14 protein-coding genes and 1 pseudogene are annotated in these 22,589 nt (G+C 73.2%); 13 read left to right on the top strand and 2 right to left on the bottom strand.

Features of this window, described 5'->3' with window-relative positions:
• The first annotated feature begins 16 nt into the window (after window positions 1-16).
• The 8 genes from KGD83_RS21990 (at window position 17) to mmsB (ending at window position 10,477) form a co-directional block, all read left to right on the top strand.
• Window positions 17-1,267: a deoxyguanosinetriphosphate triphosphohydrolase gene (locus tag KGD83_RS21990; protein ID WP_212640960.1), complete on the top strand. Its 1,251-nt coding sequence runs from the start codon at window positions 17-19 to the stop codon at window positions 1,265-1,267.
• 176 nt (window positions 1,268-1,443) lie between these two features.
• Window positions 1,444-2,454 carry a LacI family DNA-binding transcriptional regulator gene (locus tag KGD83_RS21985; protein WP_212644554.1) on the top strand — a complete coding sequence of 337 codons (1,011 nt, stop codon included), beginning with the start codon at window positions 1,444-1,446 and terminating at the stop codon, window positions 2,452-2,454.
• A gap of 89 nt (window positions 2,455-2,543) precedes the next feature.
• Window positions 2,544-4,214, top strand: a complete 1,671-nt coding sequence (gene araB / locus KGD83_RS21980) for a ribulokinase (protein ID WP_212640959.1) — start codon at window positions 2,544-2,546, stop codon at window positions 4,212-4,214.
• Window positions 4,211-4,903 carry an L-ribulose-5-phosphate 4-epimerase gene (locus KGD83_RS21975; RefSeq protein ID WP_212640958.1) on the top strand — a complete coding sequence of 231 codons (693 nt, stop codon included), beginning with the start codon at window positions 4,211-4,213 and terminating at the stop codon, window positions 4,901-4,903. Before araB ends, KGD83_RS21975 begins: the two co-directional genes overlap by 4 nt.
• A gap of 68 nt (window positions 4,904-4,971) precedes the next feature.
• Window positions 4,972-6,408 (top strand): L-fucose/L-arabinose isomerase family protein, encoded by a 1,437-nt coding sequence (locus KGD83_RS21970; RefSeq protein WP_212640957.1) that lies wholly within the window; start codon window positions 4,972-4,974, stop codon window positions 6,406-6,408.
• 105 nt (window positions 6,409-6,513) lie between these two features.
• On the top strand, window positions 6,514-7,608 hold the full coding sequence (chvE, locus tag KGD83_RS21965; protein WP_212640956.1) for a multiple monosaccharide ABC transporter substrate-binding protein: 1,095 nt from the start codon (window positions 6,514-6,516) through the stop codon (window positions 7,606-7,608).
• A 44-nt stretch (window positions 7,609-7,652) separates the two neighbouring features.
• Window positions 7,653-9,182 (top strand): sugar ABC transporter ATP-binding protein, encoded by a 1,530-nt coding sequence (locus KGD83_RS21960; RefSeq protein WP_212644553.1) that lies wholly within the window; start codon window positions 7,653-7,655, stop codon window positions 9,180-9,182.
• Window positions 9,179-10,477 carry a multiple monosaccharide ABC transporter permease gene (gene mmsB, locus KGD83_RS21955; protein WP_212640955.1) on the top strand — a complete coding sequence of 433 codons (1,299 nt, stop codon included), beginning with the start codon at window positions 9,179-9,181 and terminating at the stop codon, window positions 10,475-10,477. The genes KGD83_RS21960 and mmsB overlap by 4 nt, the downstream gene beginning before the upstream one ends.
• 91 nt (window positions 10,478-10,568) lie before the next feature.
• Here the strand turns inward: mmsB and KGD83_RS21950 are convergent.
• Both KGD83_RS21950 and KGD83_RS21945 read right to left on the bottom strand, forming a co-directional pair.
• Window positions 10,569-11,183 (bottom strand): annotated as a pseudogene (locus tag KGD83_RS21950) (hypothetical protein); the annotation flags it as partial.
• A 19-nt stretch (window positions 11,184-11,202) separates the two neighbouring features.
• The gene (locus KGD83_RS21945; protein ID WP_212640954.1) at window positions 11,203-13,185 is read right to left on the bottom strand and encodes a zinc ribbon domain-containing protein; all 1,983 of its coding nucleotides are present in this window, start codon (window positions 13,183-13,185) and stop codon (window positions 11,203-11,205) included.
• Window positions 13,186-13,621: 436 nt separating this feature from the next.
• On the opposite strand from KGD83_RS21945, the gene dnaG reads away from it, so the two are divergent.
• The 5 genes from dnaG to KGD83_RS21920 all read left to right on the top strand — a co-directional run bounded on the left by dnaG (window position 13,622) and on the right by KGD83_RS21920 (window position 22,559).
• Entirely contained in the window at window positions 13,622-15,493 is a 1,872-nt protein-coding gene (gene dnaG, locus KGD83_RS21940) for a DNA primase (RefSeq protein WP_212640953.1), read from the top strand.
• 119 nt (window positions 15,494-15,612) lie between these two features.
• On the top strand, window positions 15,613-16,710 hold the full coding sequence (gene rpoD, locus KGD83_RS21935; RefSeq protein WP_212644552.1) for an RNA polymerase sigma factor RpoD: 1,098 nt from the start codon (window positions 15,613-15,615) through the stop codon (window positions 16,708-16,710).
• Between the two features lie 184 nt (window positions 16,711-16,894).
• Entirely contained in the window at window positions 16,895-18,214 is a 1,320-nt protein-coding gene (locus tag KGD83_RS21930) for a glycoside hydrolase family 18 protein (protein ID WP_249351989.1), read from the top strand.
• A gap of 193 nt (window positions 18,215-18,407) precedes the next feature.
• The gene (locus KGD83_RS21925) at window positions 18,408-21,371 is read left to right on the top strand and encodes an FAD-binding and (Fe-S)-binding domain-containing protein (protein ID WP_212640952.1); all 2,964 of its coding nucleotides are present in this window, start codon (window positions 18,408-18,410) and stop codon (window positions 21,369-21,371) included.
• A gap of 300 nt (window positions 21,372-21,671) precedes the next feature.
• Window positions 21,672-22,559 (top strand): endo alpha-1,4 polygalactosaminidase, encoded by an 888-nt coding sequence (locus KGD83_RS21920; RefSeq protein ID WP_212640951.1) that lies wholly within the window; start codon window positions 21,672-21,674, stop codon window positions 22,557-22,559.
• The last annotated feature ends 30 nt before the right edge of the window (window positions 22,560-22,589 follow it).

The following is a 22,589-nucleotide window of genomic DNA, read 5'->3' as shown; positions in this document are numbered from 1 at the left end:
TAGGCTGGCAGACACCATGACGAACAACCCCCGCGAGGGCGGAGCACTCGGCTACACCGACGAGGACACCGAGCGCATGGCCCTGGAGAACCGCAAGAACCGGGCCCGCGACCCCTTCGAACGGGACCGGGCCCGGGTCCTGCACAGCGCCGCCCTGCGCCGCCTGGCCGCCAAGACCCAGGTCGTCCAGCCCGGTGTGAGCGACTTCCCGCGCACCCGCCTCACCCACTCCCTGGAGTGCGCCCAGATCGGCCGCGAACTCGGCCAGGCCCTGGGCTGCGACCCCGACCTGGTGGAGGCGGCCTGCCTGTCCCACGACCTGGGGCACCCGCCCTTCGGCCACAACGGCGAACGCGCCCTGGACGAGGCCGCCGCCGACTGCGGCGGGTTCGAGGGCAACGCCCAGAGCCTGCGCCTGCTCGTGCGCCTGGAGGGCAAGGTCATCGACCCCGACGGGCGCAGCGCGGGGCTCAACCTCACCCGCGCCACCCTCGACGCCACCGTGAAGTACCCCTGGCTCCGGGGCGAGGGCGGCGACACCCACAAGTTCAACTGCTACCCCGACGACACCGAGGTGTTCGACTGGCTGCGGCGGGACGCGCCCCCGGGACGCACCTGCTTCGAGGCGCAGGTCATGGACTGGGCCGACGACGTCGCCTACTCCGTGCACGACGTCGAGGACGCCCTGCACGCCGGGCTGGTGGACCCCGCGGCGCTGCGCGGCTCCGCCGAGCGCGCCGAGGTCGTGCGGATCGCCGCCGCCGACTACTGCGACGCCGACCCGGCCGAACTCGACGAGGTCTTCACCGGCCTGATCGCCCACCCCGCGTGGCCGCGCGAGTTCACCGGCGACCTCGCCTCGCTCGCCGCGCTCAAGAACCTCACCAGCGGGCTCATCGGCCGCTTCTGCCGGGCCGCGGAGGAGGCCACCCGCGCCGCGTACGGTCCCGGGCGCCTCACCCGTTACGGCGGCGACCTCCTCGTGCCCCGCCGCCCCCTCCTGGAGTGCGCCCTGCTCAAGGCGGTCGCCGCCCACTTCGTGCTCTCGCGGGAGGAGGCCCGGGTCTACCAGGCAGAGGAGCGCCGCCTGATCACCGAGCTGGTCGGCCTCCTGTGGAAGAACGCCCCCGAGGGCCTGGACCCGCAGTTCCGCGCCGCCTTCACCGGGGCAGCCGACGACTCCGCCGCCCTGCGCGTGGTCATCGACCAGGTCGCCTCGCTCACCGACACCTCCGCGACCGCGCTGCACGCCGGTCTCACCGGCTGAGCGCGGAGCCGCGCCCGCGTGCCCGGACCCCTTCACCCTGGTTCCCCCGATCGGGGTGAAGGGGGGTTGACTTCACTGATGTGAGCGCTAACAATGTTGCGCACATCACAGAAGCCCCCCTTCCCGTGCCCGGAGGTGTCGTCCCGGTGAAACCCCCAGGTGGCCGTACCCCCGTCATGGCCGACGTGGCCCGGCTGGCCGGAGTCTCCCACCAGACGGTGTCGCGCGTGGTCAACGGCCACCCCAACGTCCGCGAGGAGACGGTGCTGCGGGTGCGCGACGCCATCGAGGAGCTTGGCTACCACCGCAACTCCACCGCGCGCGCCCTGGTCACCCGCCGCACCAACGTGCTCGGCGTCATCGCCTTCGACCCCACGCTCTTCGGCCCGGCGCAGACCCTGGCGGGGATCGAGCGGGCCGCGCGCGAGGCGGGCTACTTCCTGAGCATGGTCAGCCTCGACGACGTGTCGCCCGAAGGAGTGGTCGCGGCGGCCGACTACCTGATCCAGCAGTCGGTCGAGGGCTGCGTGGCGATCGCCCCCCAACGCGCCCTGGTGGAGGCGCTGGCCGCGCTGCCCGGCCCCGGCCCCCTGGTCGCGGTCGAGGGCGGCGAGGGCTCGGGCCTTCCCGTCGTCTGCGTCGACCAGGTCCAGGGCGCCCACGACGCCGTCCGCCACCTGCTCGACCTGGGCCACACGACCGTCCACCACGTGGAGGGCGATCCCCTGTGGCTGGAGTCCGCGGCCCGGGTGGTCGGGTGGCGCCGGGCCCTGGAGGAGGCCGGGGCGCCGGTCCCCGAACCGCTCCAGGGGGACTGGAGCCCCCGGTCGGGCTACGAGCTGGGTCTGGCTCTGGTGCGCAGGCGCGCCGAGGGGGAGCGGGTCACGGCGATCTTCGTGGGCAACGACCAGATGGCCATCGGCGTGCTGCGCGCGCTGCACGAGGCGGACCTGCACGTCCCCGGCGACGTCAGCGTGGTCGGCTTCGACGACGTTCCCGAGGCCGAGTACCTGACCCCGTCCCTGACCACCGTCCACCAGGACTTCGCGCAGGTGGGCCGGGAGAGCCTGGCCCTGCTGCTCGCCGAGATCGCCAGGGAGGGACCGGCCGACCCCTCCGGGGCCGAGCGCCGGGTCGTCCCGGCGCGGTTGCGGGTGCGCGGCAGCAGCGGGCCCCCGCCGCCGTGACCCCCTGAGACCTCCCTGTCCGCCCCCTCACGGAGGAGTTTTCCTTGGCCCAGAATGTTAGCGCTAACAATTCACGTTCGCCCGACCCGGTGGTCGTGGGCGTCGACTTCGGCACCCTCTCCGGCCGCGCCGTCGTCGTCCGGGTCCGCGACGGCGCCGAACTCGGCTCCGCCGACTCCGTCTACCGGCACGGCGTCATCACCGCGCACCTGCCCGGATCGGCCGACCCCCTCGAACCCGAGACCGCGCTCCAGCACCCCGGGGACTACCGCGAGGTCCTGCGCACCGCCGTCCCCGAGGCGCTGCGCGCCGCCGGGGTCGCGCCGGAACGGGTCGTCGGCGTCGGCACCGACTTCACCGCCTGCACGGTCCTGCCGGTGACCGCTGACGGCACGCCCCTGTGCGAGCTGCCCGACCTGGCCCGGCGCCCGCACGCCTGGCCCAAGCTGTGGCGCCACCACGCCGCCCAGCCCGAGGCCGACGAGATCAACGCCCTGGCCGCCGAGCGCGGCGAGAAGTGGCTGGCCCGCTACGGGGGGAAGATCTCCTCCGAGTGGGAGTTCGCCAAGGCCCTGCAGGTCCTGCGCGACGACCCCGGCGTGTACGAGCGCGCCGACCGCTGGATCGAGGCCGCCGACTGGATCGTGTGGCAGCTGTGCGGACACGAGACCCGCAACGTCGCCACCGCCGGCTACAAGGGCATCCACCAGGACGGCGCCTGGCCCTCGGCGGACTTCCTGGCCGCCCTCGACCCCCGCTTCGCCAGCTTCGCCGAGGACAAGCTCGCCCACCCCCTGTCCCAACTCGGCGACCGCGCGGGCGGCCTCACCGCCCGCGCCGCGGCCTGGACCGGGCTGCCCGAGGGCGTCCCCGTCGCGGTCGGCAACATCGACGCCCACGTCACCGCCGCCACCGCCCAGACCACCGGCAACGGCCGGATGCTCGCCATCATGGGCACCAGCACCTGCCACGTCATGAACTCCGACGTCCTCGCCGAGGTCCCGGGCATGTGCGGCCTGGCCCACGGCGGCATCACCCCCGGAGCGTGGGGCTACGAGGCGGGCCAGAGCGGCGTCGGCGACGTCTTCGCCTGGTTCGCCGACTCCTACGTACCCCCCGCCTACCACGACGAGGCCCGCGAACGCGGCCTGTCCGTGCACGACCTGCTCTCGGAACGGGCCGCCGGCGCCGCGGTGGGGGAGCACGGGCTCCTCGCCCTGGACTGGCACAGCGGCAACCGCTCGGTCCTGGTCGACCACGACCTGTCCGGCGTGCTCGTCGGCCTGACCCTGGCCACCCGCCCCGAGGAGGTCTACCGCGCCCTGGTCGAGGCCACCGCGTTCGGCACCCGCACCATCGTCGAGGCCTTCGCCGACGCCGGGGTCCCCGTGCACGACCTCACCATCGGCGGCGGCATGGTCCGCAACCCCTTCGTCCTCCAGGTCTACGCCGACGTCCTGGACCGGCCGCTGCGCGTCGTGGCCTCCGAGCACAGCTGCGCGGTGGGGGCCGCCATCCACGCCGCGGTCGCCGCCGGAGCCCACCCCGACATCCACGCCGCCTCCGCCGCCATGGGCGGGGTGCGCCGGGAGACGGTCGACCCCGACCCGGCCCGGGCCGCCGCCTACGACGGGCTCTTCGCCCTCTACACCGAACTCCACGACCACTTCGGCAGGGGCGGCAGCCGCAGCCTGCACCGCCTGCGGGCCCTGCGCAACGCCGCCCTGGCCGCCGCCAGCGGCGGGGAAGGAGAACGATGACCGCCCCCACCCCCACGGCAGTCCCCGAGGAGCACCGGGAGGAGGTGGAGCGCCTGCGCGCCCTGGTGTGCGCCCTGCACGCCGAACTGCCCCGGTGGAACCTGGTCACCTGGACCAGCGGCAACGTCTCCGCCCGCGTCCCCGGCGCCGACCTGATGGTGATCAAGCCCAGCGGCGTCTCCTACGACGACCTCTCCCCGGCCGACATGGTCGTCTGCGACCTGGACGGCCGCCCGGTCGAGGGCCCGCACAAGCCCTCCAGCGACACCTCCGCCCACGCCTACGTCTACCGCGCCCGCCCCGACGTCGGCGGCGTCGCGCACACGCACAGCCCCTACGCCACCGCCTGGGCCGCGCGCGGCGAGGCCATCCCCTGCGCCATCACCGCGATGGCCGACGAGTTCGGCGGCGACATCCCCGTGGGCCCGTTCGCCCTCATCGGCGGCGACGACATCGGCAGGGGCGTGGTCGCCACCCTGGAGGGCCACCGCTCGCCCGCCGTCCTCATGCGCGGCCACGGCGTGTTCACCGTCGGAGCGGGCGCCGGAGCGGCGGTCAAGGCCGCCGTGATGTGCGAGGACGTCGCCCGGACCGTCCACATCGCCCGCCAGGGCGGCCCCCTCCAGCGCCTTCCCCAGGAGCACATCGACGCTCTCCACGACCGTTACCAGAACGTCTACGGCCAGTAGGGCGCGTCCGGCCCCGCCCCGCCGCACGACACCCCCGGCACCCACCGAACACGCGCTAAGGAAGCACCGTGACCGTACCCACGCCCCCCGCCACCGACCACCCTCCCGTGCGCGCCCGAGCCCCCCGCGTCGGCCTGCTCGGCATCATGCAGCCGCTCTACGACGACATGATCCCCGGCATCACCGAGCACCAGGCGGCCTACGCGGCCCGGGTGGCCGAACGCCTCTCCGGCGTCGCCGAGTGGACCGTCGCCCCGCCGGTTCGCGGGCGCGCCGACGCGGAGGAGGCGATCCGCGGCTTCGAGGCCGCCGGACTCGACGGGGTCCTGGTCGTCATGCTCACCTACGGCCCCTCCCTGCGGGTCACCCGCGCGCTGGCCCGCGCCAACCTGCCCCTGGCGCTGGCCAACATCCAGCCCGACCCCGCGGTGAGCCCGTCCTGGGACATGGACGACATGACCTACAACCAGGGCATCCACGGCGCCCAGGACACCGCCAACGCCATGGTGCGGGCGGGGCTGCCCTTCGAGGTCCTCACCGGCGAGTGGCAGAGCCCGGAGTTCGCCGCGCGCGTGGACCGCTGGGCGCGGGCGGCCCGCGCCGTCACCGCCCTGCGCGGGCTGCGGGTCGGCGTGTTCGGCTACCCCATGAACGGCATGGGCGACGCCCGGGTGGACGAGACCGCGCTGCTGCGCAGGCTCGGCCCCGAGGTCCACGTCATCGCGCCCGGAGCCCTGCACCGGACCATGGCCGACCTGCCCGGACAGGCGGTGCGCGACCTCATGGCCTGGGAGGACGGGGCCCTGGAGGTGGACGGCCGCCTGTCCGAGGAGGAGCGCGAGGACCACGCCCGCATGCAGTTGGGCATCGAACGGCTGCTGGAGGAGGCCGGGTGCGGCGCCTACTCCACCCACTTCGACGCGATCGGGGAGGACGGCCGCTTCTCCCGGCTGCCGATGGCCGCCGCCTCCACCCTGATGGCCCAGGGGTACGGGTTCGCCGGCGAGGGCGACGTCCTGGCCGCCTCGATCGTCTACGCCGGGCACCAGCTCGCCGGGGACGGCCACTTCACCGAGATGTACGCGATGGACTTCCCCAGCGACTCCATCCTCATGAGCCACATGGGCGAGGGGAACTGGAGGGTGGCGCGCGAGGACGAGCCCGTCCGGCTGGTCAAGCGCCCGCTGGGCATCGGCGGCCTGGACGACCCGCCCACCATCGTGTTCCGCTATCGGCCGGGTCCGGCCACCCTGGCCTCCCTGGTCGCCCTCGGCGGAGAGGAGTTCCGCCTGGTCGTGGCCGAGGGCGAGGTCATCGACGCACCCGAACTGCCGTCCCTGGAGATGCCCTACGGCCAGTTCCGCCCCGACACGGGCGTGCGGGCATGCATGGACGCCTGGCTCCGCGCGGGCGGCACCCACCACATGGTCATGAACACCGGGGCGCGCGCGCAGGACTGGCGGGTCCTGTGCGAGCTGGCCGGAATCGAGTACGTCCGGGTCTGACCCGGACGCCCTGCACCCCGGCGCGCCCCGCCCCGACCAGCCGGAAACGACCGCAACCCCCCCGGCGCGCATCCGCGCCCGGACCACCCCCGGAAAGGCGAACGCATGACCCCCCAACCCCGACGCACACCCCTTCTGGCAGCCGCGCTGTGCGGCACGCTCCTGCTCACCGCCTGCGGTGGCGTCGGCGACGCCGCGCGGCCCGAGGGCGAGGCCGGCGTCGTCGGCATCGCCATGCCCACCCAGTCCTCGGAGCGCTGGATCAACGACGGCGAGAACATGGTCGCCGAGTTCGAGGCCCGCGGCTTCGGCACCGACCTCCAGTACGGCGAGGACGTCGTGGAGGACCAGGTCTCCCAGATCGAGAACATGATCACCCGGGGCGCCGACGTCCTGGTCATCGCCTCCATCGACGGAGAGGCCCTCGGCGACGTGCTGGACATGGCCGCCTCCAGCGACATCCCCGTCATCGCCTACGACCGCCTCATCCTCGGCAGCGAGCACGTCGACTACTACGCCACCTTCGACAACTTCCAGGTGGGCGTCCTCCAGGGCGAGTACATCGTGCGGGCCCTCGACCTGGAGAACGAGGAGGGGCCCTTCAACATCGAGCTGTTCGGCGGCTCGCCCAACGACAACAACTCCTCCTTTTTCCTCGACGGGGCGATGTCGGTGCTCCAGCCCCACATCGACGACGGCCGCCTCGTCGTCCGCAGCGGCCAGACCTCCATGGAGCAGATCGCCACCCAGGAGTGGTCCGGCGCCATCGCCCAGGACCGCATGGACAACCTGCTCAGCGCCCACTACTCCGACGAGGAGGTGCACGCGGTCCTGTCGCCCTACGACGGCATGAGCCTCGGCGTGATCGAGTCCCTGCGCGCAGTCGGCTACGGCACCGAGGCCCGTCCCCTGCCCGTCATCACCGGACAGGACGCAGAGGCCGCCTCGGTCCGGTCCATCATCGCCGGGGAGCAGACCCAGACCGTCTTCAAGGACATCCGGAGCCTGGCCACCCAGACCGCCGACATGGTCGAGGCCCTGGTCCAGGGCGAGGAGGTCCCGGTCAACGACACCGAGAGCTACGACAACGGCGTGAAGGTCGTCCCCTCCTACCTGCTCGACCCCGTCTCGGTGGACGCCGACAACTACCACGAGGTCCTGGTCGAGAGCGGCTACTACGAGGAGGCCGAACTCCAGTGACGGCGGAGGAGAGGCGGCCCGCCCCCGGCGGGCCGCTCCTGACGATGCGCGACATCAGCAAGGACTTCCCCGGGGTGCGGGCCCTGGACGGGGTGTCGCTGACCGTCGGCCACGGCCGCGTCCACGCCCTGATGGGGGAGAACGGCGCGGGCAAGTCGACGCTGATGAAGGTGCTCAGCGGGGTCCACCCCACGGGCTCCCACAGCGGCGAGATCCTCATGGACGGGCAGCCCTGCGCCTTCTCGGGCGTGGCCGACAGCGAACGCGCGGGCATCGCCATCATCCACCAGGAACTCGCCCTCATCCCGCAGCTGTCCATCAGCGAGAACGTCTTCCTCGGCCACGAGCAGGCCCGCTACGGCGTCCTGGACTGGGGCGCCACCCACGCCCGGGCCCGCGAACTCCTGCGCCGGGTCGGCCTGGACGAGAACCCGGCCACGCCCGTCTCGGCGCTGAGCGTGGGCGCCAGACAGCTCGTGGAGATCGCCAAGGCCCTGGCCAAACGGGTGCGGCTGCTCATCCTGGACGAGCCCACCTCCGCGCTGAACGAGGCGGAGAGCACCCGGCTGCTCGAACTCCTCCTGGACCTGCGCGACCAGGGCGTCACGTGCATCCTCATCTCACACAAGCTCGGCGAGGTGGTGCGGGTGTGCGACGAGGTCACCATCCTGCGCGACGGCCGCGCCATCGAGACCCTCGCCGTGGAGCGCGACGCCGACGGCAACCCCTCGATCGACGAGGACCGCATCATCCGCGGGATGGTCGGCCGCGCGCTGGACCAGCGCCACCCGCCGCGCACCGGCCAGGTCGGCCGGGTGCGCTTCGAGGTCCGCGACTGGACGGTGGACCACCCCACCCAGGCCGGTCGGCGCGTGGTGGACGGGGTCGGCCTGACCCTGCGCGCCGGGGAGGTCGTGGGCATGGCCGGCCTCATGGGCGCCGGGCGCACCGAGTTCGCGATGAACCTGTTCGGCCGCTCCTACGGGCGCCGCGTCCGCGGCACCCTGCTCAAGGACGGCGCCGAACTCTCGACCGCCAGCGTCGCCGACGCCGTCCGCGGCGGCCTCGCCTACGTGCCCGAGGACCGCAAGACCCTCGGTCTGATCCTGGACGACGACATCCGCCACAACACCACGCTGGCGGCCCTGGACCGCGTGTCCGCGCGCGGCGTCCTCGACCCCGGCCTGGAGGCGGTGGAGGCCGCCAGGACGAGCGAGAGCATGCGGGTCAGGAGCCGGGGCACCACCCAGACCGTGCGCACCCTCAGCGGCGGCAACCAGCAGAAGGTCGCCCTGGGCAAGTGGATGTTCACCCGGCCCGAACTGCTGATCCTCGACGAGCCCACCCGCGGCATCGACGTCGGCGCCAAGTACGAGATCTACCTCATCATCCGCCGCCTCGCCGCGGAGGGCGCCTGCGTGCTGCTGATCTCCTCCGAACTCCCCGAGATCCTCGGCATGTGCGACCGGATCTACACGATGTGCGAGGGACGCATCACCGGAGAGGTCCCCGGTGAGGGGGCCGACCAGGAAACCCTCATGAGACTGATGACGCGAACCGGGGGACACCCGTGAAAGAGCCCACCGCAACCTCCCGACTCTCCCGGCTCGGCGGCGCGCTGACCCGCGGCAACTCCCGCCAGTACGGCATGGCCGCCGCCCTGGTGGCCATCATCGTGCTGTTCCAGATCCTCACCGGGGGCCTGCTCCTCACCCCGCTCAACGTCACCAACCTGATCATGCAGAACTCCTACATCCTGATCCTGGCGATCGGGATGATGCTGGTCATCGTCACCGGCCACATCGACCTCTCGGTCGGCTCGGTGGTCGCCTTCACCGGCGCGGTGTCGGCCATCATGCTCACCTCCTGGGGGCTGCCCACGGTCGTGGTCGTGCCCGTGGCACTGCTGCTCGGCGCGCTCATCGGCGCCTGGCAGGGATTCTGGGTGGCCTACGTGCGGGTCCCGGCCTTCATCGTCACCCTCGCCGGGATGCTCGTCTTCCGCGGCGCGACCCTGGCCGTCCTGGGCGGGGAGTCCGTGGCGCCGCTGCCGCCCTCCCTGCGCGACATCGCCAGCGGGTTCCTGCCCTGGCAGACCGGGGACGGCCTCCACCCGCCCACCCTGCTGCTGGGCGCGGCGGGGGCCGCCGCCCTGGTGTGGATCCAGTGGCGCTCCCGGTCCCGCTCCATCGGGTACGGGCTCCCGGTCCAGCCCGCACCGGTCACCGCCGCCTCCTCGGCCGTGATCGTCGCGGCCATCCTGGCGTTCACCTACGTGCTCGCCGACTACAACGGGCTGCCCGTCGTGGGCGTGCTGCTCGTCGCGCTCATCGCCGGGTACTCGTTCGTCATGCGCTCCACGACCATGGGCAGGAGGGTCTACGCCGTCGGCGGCAGCGAGCAGGCCGCCGCGCTGTCGGGCATCCGCACCCAGCGCACCACGTTCTGGGTGTTCGTCAACATGGGCGTGCTCTCGGCGCTGGCCGGGCTCGTCTTCACCGCCCGGCTCAACGCCGCCACGACCGGCGCCGGGACCATGTTCGAACTCGACGCCATCGCCGCGGCCTTCATCGGCGGCGCCTCCGCCTCCGGGGGCGTGGGCACCGTCGTCGGAGCCGTCATCGGCGCCCTGGTCATGGGCGTGCTCAACAACGGCATGTCCCTGATCGGCCTGGGCGTGGACTGGCAGCAGCTCATCAAGGGGCTGGTGCTGCTCCTGGCGGTCGCCTTCGACATCTACAACAAGCGCCGCGTCAGCGCCGGGCCCGTCACCGTCTCCGTCCCCCCGCCCTCCTCCGGGGCGAGCCGGGGCGGGGACGGGTCCCAGGGCCCGCCGCCCACGGCGGACCGGGCCCGGGCCTCCTCCTGAGGAGACCGCCTCCGGGAGGTCCGGGGGCCTACTGGTACCCCCGGATCTCCCGGAAGACCTGCTCCAGGTCCTGCTCGCGGGCGTCGAACACCCGGCCGCCCGTCAGCTCCGCCAGCTCCGGTCCCACCCGCTCCACGTCCTCGGACCGCAGCGCCGCGCCCGTGTCGGCCATGGCCGAGGCCACCCCGATCAGCGCGGAGAAGCCCGAGTTGGAGGTGCCCGGGTTGGTCATCCCGTAGGTGAAGCCCTCCTCCGCGACCGCCCGGTGCACGTCCGACCAGGTCACCTCCGCGCCCCCGTCCCAGCCCAGTTGCCGTGCGCGGTCGGCGTCCACGCCCAGCACCACCGGGGAGAGCATGACCGGCGTCTCCTCGTGCATCGCAGACCGGCCCCCACCGTCCAGGTTGAGGTAGCGGTTGGAGGCGAACCACACCGCGTCGTACTCCCCGCCCTCGCCCTGTCGGTCGCCCGCGGCGATCCGGGCCATGCCGTCCAGCGTGCCGGTGTACTCCAGCTCCACCGTCACCCCGGTGCGCTCTCCGACCTCCTCCAGCAGCGGTTCAAGGTCGGCGATCTCGCTCCCGGCCAGGATCCGCAGCGTCGCGTCCGTGCTCTGCTCGGGCGCGGAGCAGCCCGCCGCCGCCAGGGCCGCGGCGAGCACCGCCGCGCACGTGCCGTGGCCGGACGTGTGGGGGAGTCCGCGCACCTGTGCCGAGCGTCTCTGATTAGCCTGGTGATCCGATAGAAGACATCGTGCCCGCTAACGGGATCTGCCACCGTGGTGGGGTGGCGTGGGCGTGCAGGTGGAAACCCGCGCCCAGCGCCGCCCCTCTCGGTCTGCGCCGAGTGATGGGTGGGCTGATCGTGTTCACGCCCTGGTGCCGGTGGGCCGCGCGGGGCAGCCGGGACCGGTCCGGTGGTGCGTGCCCCTCCGGACGCTGACCCGCCCGACCGTGTGGTCTGACGGGGGAGGGTGCCCTGCGTCGCCTGGGCGCGGGGCGTGTGAGTCGTCGCCGGGTCGGTCCGGTCTTGGACCGGTCCCCCCGACGGGTCTTCGTGGTGGCCGGTGCGGTGACCACCGCGCGGGTTTCGAGGGCCTCCACCACCGTACGGATGCCCATCGCCTCCGTGGCGCGGTCGGTGACGGTTCTGGCCTGGTGGGTCAGGCCGCGTGCGGCCACGCGCTGCCAGGCTCCGGCGTCGCGGTCGCCCTGCCACCCGCAACCGCCCCGGTCGGGACACAGGGCCCATCTCCACCCCGGTGCGGGCTGGTCGGGTGCTCTGCGGTGCTGAAGCGGGGCCAGACAGCGGGGGCAGCGCCTGGAGGTGTTCTTCGAGGGCACGGTGACCACCGCGATCCCCACCTCGGCGGCCGCATGGCGCATCCGCTCCACGACGCGTCCGCGCACCTGCTGGGACAGGCGGATGTTCATCGTGCGCCCCATGCCCCGCGCCTCCATCGAGCGCAGGTCCTCCACGAAGATGACCGTGGCCCCGGCGGCGATGGCCTGGTCCACCGCCCACCGGGCAGCGGAGGCGGCCAGGGCGTCGTTGAGACGGGAGCGCCTGTCGGACACCCGCCGGGCCTCTTCTGTCAGGACGGCGTGTTTGGTGTGCAGGGGATGTGCGGTGTCTCCGCCGGTGAGGCGTTGGTAGTGGTCGGTCTTGGCGTGCAGCAACTCGCCCTGGCGGCGCAGCCGGTGCTGCTTGGCCAACACCCCAGAGGCCCGGAACACCGCGCCCGAGCCCAGCGCGGTGATCGTGCCGTCGTGGTGGAGGCGGGCAGCGCCCCCGGACAACAGGGTGTTCATACCCCAGTCCACACCCAACGCGACCGTGTGCCCGCCGGGCTTGGCCTTGGGCACAGCGTGGCTGTAAGCGAGATCGGCCCGCACCCGGCCGCCCTGCGGGCGCAGGGTGGGCAGGTGCAGCACCGCGCCCGGGGGGACGGTGGGCGGCAGCGTGAGGGGACAGGCCACCCACGTCCAATCGGCATACGTGCGCGGGTCGGAGCGGGTGGGCAGCTTGAGCCGCAGCAGAACCCGGCCCGGATCGCTCTCATGGCGTTCCAGACTCGCCTGCTGGGCATCGCACGCCGACAGCACCAGCATCCGCGCGGTGCGGGGCACACCCTCCAACTCGAACAGGTCGACCGGCATTCGGCCGTGCTTGCGGGCGAACGCGGTGATCTGCCGGGTACGGGAACCGATGATGGTGGAGGGCAGGTGCTCTCCGCCGGGCACCCGCGCACGGACCCGGTCCCACTCGGCGGGGGTGCGCCGGGCGGGATCGGCGGGCCAAGCGGCCAGCACCCCCGAGGTCAGATCGACGCGCCACTGCGCCGAGCGCAAAGCCCGCCCGGCCATCTCCTGGGCCATGCGCACGATCCGGTCGTTGACCCGCACACCCTGCGGCAGTGCGACGGTCCAGCCCAGGCGGCGCAGCGCCATCCACGCGTTCGACGGCAGCGGCCGCCCAGCCGCGTCCACCCCGGACGCCAGCGCGCTCACGTCAACGGCGTTGAAGCGGGCCTGCAACAGTTCGGTCGCCATGGCGGAGACCAGGTCGGCGCACCAGTCCACCCGCTGGGCCACCACCTGGGCGGACACGAGTTCGCCGGTTCTCTCCTCCACCCCAGTGCGCAGCACGACCGGGGCGCACGCGGTACGTGAGATCTGACCCGGGGCGAGAGGCACCTTGCGGCTCACCGGGCACCATCTCGACCCACCAGGGCCGACGCGTCCCGTCCGGGACGGGCGGCCTCTACGACCGCCCACCGTGGAGGGGTCGGGCCGTGTGTCGGGAATCGGGTGCGCATGAGGGTGAGCATGGCACGGAGTACGAACACGCGTGGGAGGCTTCGGGGAATTCCCGTGCTGTGGTGGGCTCTGCGGCCTGCTGCGCTGGCTTTGGGTGGGGTGGTGGCTCTGGCGTTCTGGCCGGAGCCTGGTGCGTCTCCCGATCCAGGGCTCACCGGCGCGGAACCGACCGGAAGGTGGCCGCTCGGTGGCGCGGCGGGGAAATCCGGGCACCGGCGCCGCCGCGCCTCGGGGGAGGGCCCTCACGGCGCGGGGACGGGCGGGACCGCGGACCGGACCGCGGACGGCGGTCCGGGTGTCGGCGGGGAGAACTACCCTGGAGTCCGTGGCAGGCCGGATCAGAGACGAAGACATCGCCCTCGTACGCGAGCGCGCGCCCATCGCCGACGTGATCGGCGAGTACCTCCAGCTCCGCAACGCCGGGGGCGGGTCGTTGAAGGGACTGTGCCCCTTCCACGACGAGAAGTCCCCCTCCTTCAACGTCACCCCCTCCAAGAACCTGTTCTACTGTTTCGGCTGCGGGGAGGGCGGGGACACCATCTCCTTCCTCCAGAGGATCGACAGCCTCAGCTTCACCGAGGCCGTCGAGACGCTCGCCCGCCAAGCGGGCATCACCCTGCGCTACGAGGAGGGCGGGCGCAGCGCCGCCAGGCACGACACCGGCAAGCGCCAGCGCATGCTCGACGCCCACCGCGCCGCCGCCGAGTTCTACGCCGAACAGCTCCTCTCCCCGGGCGCGGTCACCGCCCGGCGCTTCCTGGACGAGCGCGGGTTCAACCGCGCGCACGCCGAGCACTTCGGCCTGGGCTACGCCCCCGCCGGATGGGAGAACCTCACCGCGCACCTGCGCCGCAAGGGCTTCACCGACGCCGAGCTGGTCGAGGGCGGCCTGGCCAGCCAGGGGCGGCGCGGCGCCTACGACCGCTTCCGCAACCGGCTGCTGTGGCCCATCCGCGAGGTCACCGGCGAGGTGGTCGGGTTCGGCGCCCGCAAGCTCGACCCCGAGGAGGACGGTCCCAAGTACCTCAACTCCCCCGAGAGCCCCGTCTTCCACAAGGGGCGGCTGCTGTACGGGCTCGACCTGGCCAAGCGCAACATCGCCCGGGAGGGCAAGGCGGTCATCGTCGAGGGCTACACCGACGTCATGGCCTGCCACCTCGCCGGGGAGGACACCGCGGTGGCCACCTGCGGCACCTCCTTCGGCGAGGACCACGTCAAGATCCTGCGCCGCATGCTGCTGGGCCGCACCAACCAGAGCGGCCGGGTCGTGTTCACCTTCGACGGCGACAAGGCGGGCCAGAAGGCGGCCGTGCGCGCCTTCGCCGAGGAGCACGGGTTCGCCTCCGAGACCTTCGTCGCCGTGCAGCCCGACGGGCTCGACCCCTGCGACCTGCGACTCCAGCACGGACCGCAGGCCGTGGTCGACCTCGTCAAGGACGCCGCCCCGCTGTACGAGTTCATGATCCGCAACGTCATGGAGAGCTACGACCTGTCCACCCCCGAGGGCAGGATGGCCGCCCTGGACGCCGCCGCCCCGGTGGTCGCCAGCATCCGCGACGAGGGCGTGCGCCGCGACTACGGCAGGAACCTGGACCGCTGGATCGGCATCCTGGACGAGGCCTTCGTGCTGCGCCGGGTCAACCAGCACATGCGCGGCGCCCGGGGCCGCGGCCCCGGGCAGCGGACGGCCCCCGCGCGGCCCCTGCCCACCCCGGACGCGCAGGAGGCGCCCTACAACCCGGGCGACCCCTCCGTGCAGCGCGAGCGCCAGGCGCTCAAGATCGCCCTGCAGTTCCCCTCGCTGGCCGTGGGCTTCGACGCGTTCACCGAGGAGGACTTCACCGTCCCCCAGCACCGCGCGGTGCTGGGGCTCATCACCGCCGCGGGCGGGGTGACCGCCGCGCACGACCCCGCCGCGTGGGTGAACGGCCTGCGCGAGGCCGCCCCCAATGACGCCCAGCGTGATTTCCTCACCCGTTTGGTTGTGGAACAGCTGGAGTTCTACGGAGAACTCGACGAGCATTACGCCCGGCAAATACTGGGCACAATCAAGACTCATTCCATCAACCGGCGCGAGTCAAACCTGAGATCGGAACTGTCCCGGCTGGAGGGAACTCCGCAGGTGGAGGAGCAACAGCGGCTACTGACCGAACTCATGGCGCTCCAACAGCAAAAACGCGCTCTCCAGGAGATGTGACGGAGCGGTATGTAGCACCGGGGTGACAATAGTAGTTCTCCCTTCCCGGGTGCCCTGAAGGGCACAATGGGCGCGTGGCTCCAACAGTTGTGACCAACGAAACGCCGTCCATTCGACAGGTGGTCCGGCTGCTCCCCGACACGGGGCCCATCAGCCGTGAAGAGGTGGCCTCGGCCCTGGACCGGCTGGACGCGCCCCCGGACTACCTGGACCAGGCGGTCGCACACCTGGCCCGGATCGGCGTGGAGGTCTCGGGCCCCGACGACACCGGTTCGGAGGACCCCGGCCCCGTCGTCGTCGACGGCGGTCGGCGCTCCGGGTCGGACCTGGTCCGCCTCTACCTGCGCGAGATCGGCCGGGTACCGCTGCTGAGCGCCGAGCAGGAGGTCGAACTGGCCAAGGCGATCGAGGTCGGCCTCTACGCGCAGCACTGCGCGCCCGCGGAGGGCGTGCGCACCGCCGAGGAGCTGGCCTGCCTGGTCGAGGAGGGGCTGCGGGCCAAGAGGAGCCTGATCGAGGCCAACCTGCGCCTGGTGGTGTCCATCGCCAAGAGGTACATGGGCCGGGGCCTGCTCCTGCTCGACCTCGTCCAAGAGGGCAACCTCGGCCTGATCCGCGCCGTGGAGAAGTTCGACTACGGCAAGGGCTTCAAGTTCTCCACCTACGCGACGTGGTGGATCCGCCAGGCCATCACGCGGGCGATCGCCGACCAGGCGCGCACGATCCGCATCCCCGTGCACATGGTCGAGACGATCAACAAGGTCGTCCGGGTCCAGCACCAGCTGCACCAGCAGCTCGGCCGCGAACCCAGCGTCGAGGAGATCTCCTCGGCCGCCGGGTTCGTCGGCCAGCGCGTCGTGGAGATCCAGCGCATCGCCCGGGAGCCCGTCTCGCTCCAGTCTCCCATCGGCGAGGAGGAGTCCGACTTCGGCGACTTCATCGAGGACTCCGACGCGGTCGCCCCCGTCGAGGCGGCGGCCTTCACCGTCCTCCAGGAGCAGCTGGGGGCCATCCTCGGCGGCCTGTCCGAGCGCGAGCGGCGCATCATCCGGCTGCGCTTCGGGATGGCCGACGGCCACCCGCACACGCTGGAGGAGGTGGGGCGCGAGTTCGGGGTGACCCGCGAGCGCATCCGCCAGATCGAGGCCAAGACACTGGCCAAGCTCCGCCACCCCTCGCGGGCGGGGAGCCTGCGCGACTTCATCCGCACCGACTGAGTGCGCACCGGCTGAGCGGCGGCACGGGGCGCTCGTCAGCGCACGACCGGGTCCGGACCGTCCGCGGTCACCACCAACGCGTGGGCCGCCCCCGGGGTTCCCGTCCGGCGGACGATCGGCCTGATGTGGCCGAACCGGTGTCGACCCGCCTCATCCGACGGGCTCGGCGTCTACCGTCGTAGGTGTGAGAACCACGCCAGCCCCGTTGGACGGCGCGCCGACCCCGCGGCGCCGACCCCTGCTCGTCCTGGGCGCGGTCGTGGCCGCCGCAGCACTGATCACGGGGGTATTCGTGGCCGCGACCGGAAGGAACCCCGAGCGCATCGGGTACTTCGCCGACTGGAACGTGGCCAACCGCGGCTACACCGTCAAGGAACTTGAGAACAGCGGGGCCCCCGAGCACCTGACCCGCCTGATGTGGGCGTTCGGCGACATCAGCTCCGAGGGCCTGTGCCACGTCCCGGGCACCCACGACCAGCCCTGGGAGCTGTACCAGCGGCGCTACGACGCCGACGAGAGCGTCAGCGGGCGTGCCGACGAGTACGAGCAGGAGCTCGCGGGCAGCCTCAACCAGCTGCGCCAGCTCCAGGAGGGACACCCCCGCCTGCGGGCCAGCCTGTCCCTGGGCGGCTGGAACTGGTCCACGCACTTCTCCACCGCGGCCCGCACCCCCGAGTCCCGGGAGGCCTTCGTGGCCTCCTGCCTGGACCTGTGGCTGCGCGGCGACCTGCCGGTGTCCGGGGGCGAGCCGCAGGGCGGCGACGGGGCGGCCGCCGGGATCTTCGACGGCATCGACCTGGACTGGGAGTGGCCCGGGGGAGGGGGCCACGCGGACAACGTGGAGCACCCCGACGACGCGGCCAACTTCACCCTCCTGGCGGCCGAGTTCCGCCGCCAGATGGACGAGCTGTCCCGGCAGACCGGCGAGGAGTACGTCCTGTCCGCCTCGCTGCCCGGCGGGGCCTCGGCCGGCGAGGCCTACGACGCGCGTGTCTTCGAGTACCTGGACTTCGCCACCGTGCAGGGCTACGACTTCGCCGGTCCGTGGAGCGAGCGGACCGCCTACCACTCCAACCTGTACACCTCCGACGCCGACGCCAACAGCGTCGACCGTGCCGTGCGGCGCTACGTGGACCTGGGCGCGCCGCCGGACCGGCTCGTGATGGGCGTTCCGGCCTTCGGCCGCGGCTGGCGGCTGGAGGACCCCTCCGAGCCCGGGCCGGGACAGCCGGTCGCGGGGCCCGCGGAGGACCGCTACGACGGCCCGACCATGGCCTTCTCCGAACTCCAGGAGATCGAGGGACCCCGCGCCCTGGACGAGGACGCGGGCGCCTCCTGGGTCCTGGACGGCGACGAGTGGTGGGCCTACGACGACCCCGAGGTGATCCGCCTCAAGGGCGAGTACGTGCTCGAACAGGGGCTGGGCGGGCTCATGGTGTGGAACCTGGACATGGACCCCCGCGGCGAGCTGGTGCGGGCCATGGACGAGTCCCTCGGGGGCTGACCTCCGGGGCGTACGGCGCGGGCACCGGTTCCGGAGGAACCCGGGCACCGGCCCCGACCCCGGGCTCCGACCCCACGCCCCCGATCCCCGTCCCCCGTGCTCCCGGCTCCGGACGGCGCGGCGCGGCGGGGCGGTGCGGACGGGCAGCGCGGCACGCTTGCGGCGCCGCGTCCGCAGCCGCCACGCTGGCACCATGGCCGACCCGCACAGCAGCACCACAGCCCGAACCGACGTCGCCGCCCTGCGCCGCGACCTGGAGAGCCGTGTCCGGGGCACGGTCGCCTTCGACGCGGGCACCCGCGCCCTCTACACCTCCGACGCCTCCAACTACCGCCGGGTCCCGCTGGCCGTGGTGGTCCCCGAGACCGTCGAGGACTGCGTGGCGGCGGTCCGCACCTGCGCCGAGCACGGTGCGGCGATCGTGCCCCGGGGCGGCGGCACCTCCATCGCGGGCAACGCCATCGGCACCGGCGTCGTCATCGACACCTCCCGCCACCTGCGCGCCATCGAGCACATCGACCCCGTGGCGCGCACCGCCACCGTGCAGCCCGGCGTCATCCTCGACGACCTGCGCCGCGCCGCCGCCGAGCACGGGCTCACCTTCGCCCCCGACCCCTCCACCCACAGCCGCTGCACCGTGGGCGGCATGGTCGGCAACAACGCCTGCGGCTCCCACTCGGTCGCCTGGGGCACCACCGCCGACAACATCGTCTCCCTCGACGTGCTGCTCAGCGACGGGACCCGGCTCACCGTCGGCTCCAGCGACGGCGACGAGCAGCACCGCGCCCTGGCCGCGCGCCCCGGACGCGAGGGGCGGATCCACGCCGCCCTGGCCCGCCTCGTGGACGCCCACCGCGCCGAGCTGCGCACCGCGATGCCCGACTTCCGCCGCCGCGTGTCCGGCTACTCCCTGGACCGCCTGCTGCCGGAGAAGGGCCGCGACGTCGCCGCCGCCCTCGTGGGCACCGAGGGCACCTGCGTGTTCGTCCTCGGCGCCACCGTGCGCCTGGTCGAGTCGCCGCCAGCCCGTGCCCTGGCCGTCCTCGGCTACCCCGACGCCCCCGCGGCCGCCGACGCCGTCCCCGACCTGCTCGGCCACGGTCCGCTCACCGTCGAGGGCATCAACCACCGCATGGTCGCCTCCCTGGACCGGTTCGGCTCCGGCCCGCGCGTACCGCTGCCCGAGGGCGGGGCCTGGCTCCTGGTGGAGGTCGCCGGGAAGGACCCCCAGGACGCCGCCGACGCCGCGGAGGGCATGCTCGCCGCCCTGTCGGGCGCCTCCCGCCCCCGTGACGCCCTCGTCGTCTCCGACCCCGCCCACCAGAAGGCGCTCTGGCGCATCCGGGAGGAGGGCGCCGGGCTCACGCAGCGCACGCCCTCGGGGGCCGAGGCCTGGTCGGGCTGGGAGGACGCCGCGGTGCCGCCCGAGAACCTGGGCGACTACCTGCGCGACTTCGAGGCGCTCATGGAGCGCCACGGCCGTTTCGGCGTGGTCTACGGTCACTTCGGCGACGGCTGCCTGCACGTGCGCATCGACTTCGAGCTCACCACCGAGCGGGGGCGGCGCGAGTACCGGGAGTTCATGGAGGAGGCCGCCGACACCGTGGTCCGGCACGGCGGCTCCCTCTCGGGCGAGCACGGCGACGGCCAGGCGCGCTCGGAGCTGCTGGCCCGCATGTACCCGGCCTCCCTCATCCGCGCCTTCGGCGAGTTCAAGCGGATCTGGGACCCGGCGGGTCTCATGAACCCCGGCGTCATCGTCGATCCGCTGCCGCTGGACTCCGACGTCCGGGTGGCCGCCGTCCCCGGCCCCTCCGGTCCCGGCCCGGTGCTGCCGCTGCTCTCGCGGGCCGAACTGGCCTACCGCGAGGACGACGGCGACCTCGCCAAGGCGCTGCGCCGCTGCTCCGGGGTGGGCAAGTGCCGCCGCCAGGAGGGGCCGGGCGTCATGTGCCCCAGCTACCAGGTCACCCAGGAGGAGAAGCACTCCACCCGAGGCCGTGCCCACCTGCTGTTCGAGATGGCCAGCGGCGACGTCATCACCGACGGCTGGCGCTCGGAGGAGGTGCGCGAGAGCCTGGACCTGTGCCTGTCCTGCAAGGGCTGCCTGAGCGACTGCCCGGTCAACGTCGACATGGCCTCCTACAAGGCCGAGTTCCTGCACCAGCACTACCGGGGCAGGGTCCGCCCGGCCGCCCACTACTCCATGGGCTGGCTGCCCCTCTGGGCGCGCCTGGCCTCGATCGCCCCGGCCGAGGCCGACCGAGCCGCCCGGATGCCCGGGGTGTCGCGCCTGGCCAAGAGGATCGCGGGCGTGGCCGCCCAGCGCGACCTGCCGTCGTTCGCCCGCACCACCTTCACCCGCGCGTTCCGGCGCCGCGCCGCGCGCGGGCGGGCACGCGTCGGCGGACCGAGGGTGGTGCTGTGGCCGGACACCTTCGGCAACCACCTCAACCCGAACGTGCCCGCGGCCGCCGTGCGCGTGCTGGAGGACGCCGGGTTCACCGTGGTGCTGCCCCGGGGGCCGGTGTGCTGCGGCCTGACGTGGGTGTCCACCGGGCAGCTGGACACCGCCCGCGCGGTGATGCGCCGCGCGGTGCGGGCGCTGGAGCCGCTGGTGGAGGAGGGGCTGCCCGTCGTGGGCCTGGAGCCCAGCTGCACCGCCGCGCTCCGCCACGACCTGGTCGAACTGCTCCCGGGGGAGCGGAGCGAGCGGGTGGCCGCGGCCGTGCACACCCTCGCGGGTTTCCTCAACGAGTACGCGCCCGACTGGCGGCCGCCCCGGATCGCGGCCTCGGCCCTGGCGCAGGTGCACTGCCACCAGCACGCGGTGATCGGCTTCGACGCCGACCGCGAGCTGATCGCCCGCGCGGGGATCGACGGCGAGGTGCTGGACTCGGGCTGCTGCGGGCTGGCGGGCGACTTCGGGTTCACCGAGGGCCACTACGAGGTCTCCGCGGCCATCGGCGAACGCGAGCTGCTGCCCCGCGTGCGCGGCGCCGCCCCGGACACGCTGGTGCTGGCCGACGGCTACAGCTGCCGCACCCAGATCGAGCAGGGGGCGGGCCGCCGGGCGCTGCACCTGGCCGAGGTGCTGGCTCGGGGGCTGGCCGAACGCGATGCGCGGGAGTCGGCCGGGCGGCCCGGCCGTGTGTGACTCCTGTCGGGTCCTGAGGCTTGTGTGACCCTGCCGACATCCCCGGCGGGTTCCCGCAGTTCCGGGCCCCCGGGGGAACGCTTCCGGCGGTGGCCCGGAGGCTGAGCCTTTCGCCGGACCGCGTCCGTGGCTAGGGTGACCGTGCGTTCTGGCGCGGGCCCCGCCCGTGACCCCCGGGTTCCGCGGACCGGGCCCCGCACCGGGCGCGAGCACCTACCGTAGGCGTCGTCCCGCCCGCGCGGCGGGACCGCCGACCACCAGGCGGCGGAACACCCCACCGCCGCAGAACGGGGTTCCTCCATGTCCACACCCACCGGACTCCGCGCCGCCGCGGCCGTCGGCCTGACGGCGCTCCTGGCCGCGGGCTGCGCGAGCCAGGGCGGCGGCGAACTCGCCTCGTCCACCTCCTCCACCGCGGACACCGCCGACACCGCCGCCGGGGCGGCGGCCTTCGAGGGCTTCCCCGAGGGCACGCTGGACTACCAGCTCGGCGCCTCCTACGCCCCGCCCTCCGGCGTGGGTACGGTGGTGCGCGACTCCACCTCCGAACCGGCGGAGGGGACGTACTCCGTCTGCTACGTCAACGGCTTCCAGACCCAGCCCGGCGACCTGGAGTGGTGGCTGGAGGAGCACGCGGACCTGATCCTGCGCGACGCCTCGGGCGAGCCCGTCGTCGACGAGGACTGGGCCGACGAGCGCCTCCTGGACACCTCCACCGAGGACAAGCGCTCCGACATCGCGGCCGTCCTCGGCGAGACCATCGCCGACTGCGCGGACAAGGGCTTCGACGCGGTCGAGTTCGACAACCTCGACTCCAACCTGCGCTCCCAGGGCCTGCTCACGATCGACGACAACCTCGCGCTGGCCGCCGAACTGGTCGAGATCACCCACGGACACGGCATGGCCGCGGGCCAGAAGAACGCCGCCGAGGACACCGAGCGCGGAAGGGACGAGGTCGGCTTCGACTTCGCCGTGACCGAGGAGTGCGCGGTGTGGAACGAGTGCGAGGCCTACACCGGCGTCTACGGTGACAACGTCCTGGCGGTGGAGTACCCCCACGCGCTGGAGGAGGCGGGGATGACCTTCGAGGAGGCCTGCGCCGCCCCGGGCGCGCCCTCCCGGATGATCCTGCGCGACCTGAACCTGGTCGGCCCCGGCCACGGGGACTACGTCTACGACGTCTGCTGACCGGTCCCGGTCGTCCGGTGCCGGGCGCGC

The organism is Nocardiopsis akebiae (assembly GCF_018316795.1).
GTDB classification, from domain to species: domain Bacteria; phylum Actinomycetota; class Actinomycetes; order Streptosporangiales; family Streptosporangiaceae; genus Nocardiopsis; species Nocardiopsis dassonvillei.
This window is presented reverse-complemented; position numbering and strand designations above follow the sequence as displayed.

Excerpts from the sequence above, each read along its gene's own strand:
- KGD83_RS21985 (WP_212644554.1), top strand. The coding sequence starts at position 1,444 with ATGGCCGACGTGGCCCGGCTGGCCGGAGTCTCCCACCAGACGGTGTCG.
- KGD83_RS21920 (WP_212640951.1), top strand. The coding sequence starts at position 21,672 with ATGTCCACACCCACCGGACTCCGCGCCGCCGCGGCCGTCGGCCTGACG.
- chvE (WP_212640956.1), top strand. The coding sequence starts at position 6,514 with ATGACCCCCCAACCCCGACGCACACCCCTTCTGGCAGCCGCGCTGTGC.
- KGD83_RS21975 (WP_212640958.1), top strand. The coding sequence starts at position 4,211 with ATGACCGCCCCCACCCCCACGGCAGTCCCCGAGGAGCACCGGGAGGAG.
- KGD83_RS21990 (WP_212640960.1), top strand. The coding sequence starts at position 17 with ATGACGAACAACCCCCGCGAGGGCGGAGCACTCGGCTACACCGACGAG.
- KGD83_RS21925 (WP_212640952.1), top strand. The coding sequence starts at position 18,408 with ATGGCCGACCCGCACAGCAGCACCACAGCCCGAACCGACGTCGCCGCC.
- KGD83_RS21960 (WP_212644553.1), top strand. The coding sequence starts at position 7,653 with ATGCGCGACATCAGCAAGGACTTCCCCGGGGTGCGGGCCCTGGACGGG.